The sequence below is a fragment of the Paenibacillus sp. FW126-R14 genome (genome assembly GCF_058789495.1).
The window spans coordinates 1-1,952 of record NZ_JBYTBS010000126.1; the positions used below are offsets into that span (position 1 = coordinate 1).

Genomic DNA, 1,952 nt, shown 5'->3' on the forward strand with positions numbered 1-1,952 from the left:
GGTAGGATCGTGAAAATCTGTGAGGTGAAAATATTGAAAAGCAATGCTACAAAGCTGGGAATGTTTATAATTTTTATTTCGATTGTTTATGGGGGGTATCTCTACATTCAATACATGCACAATGGTAGTAACAGATCTAAAGCCTTACAATACATGAAGGAACTAGATAATACCCAAAAATATAATTATATTGGTGAATCACAAAAAGAGTGTCACATGCTTGGCGGTTGTGAGGTCAAGGTCTATCTAGAAGGGAGTGTTACTGGAGAAAAAATCACCATTCTCATACTTAACGGCAGAGTCGCGCCCATAGCTAAAGCAATTAAATAATATTTGGAGAATATAAAAAAAGTTAAAGGGGACAAGCACAGTGAAAAAAGTTGCAGCCGGGTTTCTGATTTTATTTTTCTTACTCAACTCCGTTCTACAAACGAAAACAGCACGGGCGGAAGATGCCGGATCTCCGACAAAATCAACCGCTGTTCACGGATGGATCGGCATATCGGCAGGAGGCAGCCATCGACTAGCCATTAAACGTGATGGTACGCTCTGGGCATGGGGTGGCAACGCTGCTGGTCAACTTGGGTTAGGGACCTTCAGTGAACCCGTCGCATCTCCAAATCTGGTTCCCCATTTAAAAGATGTGGTGGCTGTTGGGACGGGTCAAGCCAATTCCTACGCCATTCTGAAGGATGGGAGCGTCTGGTCCTGGGGCGATAATACAGATGGTCAGGTCGGAGATGGTTCGGTTACAGAGCGTGTGACTGGATCCGGAAAGGTGAAGGTTGATAACAACAGGAGTAATCCCTTCCAACTGAAGGAATTGAAGAATATTGTCTCGATTACTGGTGATTTCGCCGCCAGCTACGCTCTTCAGGCAGACGGCAGTCTTTGGGGCTGGGGGTTCGTCAGCGTACCTTATCAGACTACACCCAAAAAACTCTCTGCTTGGACAGATCTTAAGAGTGTTGCAACGGGGTATTCAGGCGAACTGATCGGCGTAAAACTTGACGGAACAGTAGTCGTCGGCCAGCGCAAACCTGTTCCAGTTTCAGGGATCGATCATGTAAAGACAGTGGCGGTCGCTGCCGGTACCTACTATGCTCTTCGTGAGGACGGTACGGTATGGGCATGGGGAAATAACTATTGGGGCGGGCTAGGAGATGGAACTACGGTTAACCGATCTAAGCCTGCTCCCGTACCAAATATGAAAGAAATAATTGAACTGCAAGCAACCCAGCACGGACCGGTTTATCTAAAAAAAGATGGAACCGTTTGGACCCACGGCTCGGGCAAAGGAGCAACCCTTGGGAATGGCTCCTATGAAGCATCCCTGATCCCTATTCAAGTAAAAGGGTTAACACACATTACAACGATTTCTGCGAGCAGTGTAGGAGGAAAGGTCATGGCACTCCGGGAAGACGGAACGTTATGGTCCTGGGGGGACGGGTACTCTGGGGACGGAACACCGTGGTGGAGAACAGTGCCCGTGTTGGTAAAAAGTGATGCGTCGGAGCTGTCAGAGGATGTGGACACCATCAAGGTAGAACTGAACGGTGTAGCCGTTACTTTTGACACTTTTCCTGTATTGATTTCTGACACGACTATGGTACCGATGCGAAGGATTTTCGAATTGTTAGGAGCCAAAGTTGAATGGGATGAATCCACATCCACGGTTGTTGCTACAAAAAACCAGAACGTGATCCAGATCGTCGTTGTCAGTGAGATGGCCATTATAAATAAACATGAAATTCATTTGGACGCACCAGCCACACTGGTGAATGATCTGACAATGGTTCCAGTTCGGTTCATCGCCGAATCTTTCGGAGCGGCTGTGCAATGGGATGAGGTCAGCCATACGGTAAAGATCGATAGCCCGTAACAAAGTATGAAATTTATATTAGCAAGGTACGTACAACTTACGGAAAACAATAGTTTAATTAGGAAAAGAC

The 1,952-nt window shown here is 46.5% G+C and carries 2 protein-coding genes; both read left to right on the forward strand.

Annotation, left to right across the window (positions count from 1 at the left end):
* The coding region (locus AC3WRW_RS32935; RefSeq protein WP_492550427.1) for a hypothetical protein at positions 1 to 330 on the forward strand (330 nt) is incomplete at its 5' end.
* Positions 331 to 370: 40 nt separating this feature from the next.
* On the forward strand, positions 371 to 1,882 hold the full coding sequence (locus tag AC3WRW_RS32940; RefSeq protein ID WP_492550428.1) for a stalk domain-containing protein: 1,512 nt from the start codon (positions 371 to 373) through the stop codon (positions 1,880 to 1,882).
* Positions 1,883 to 1,952: the final 70 nt, after the last annotated feature.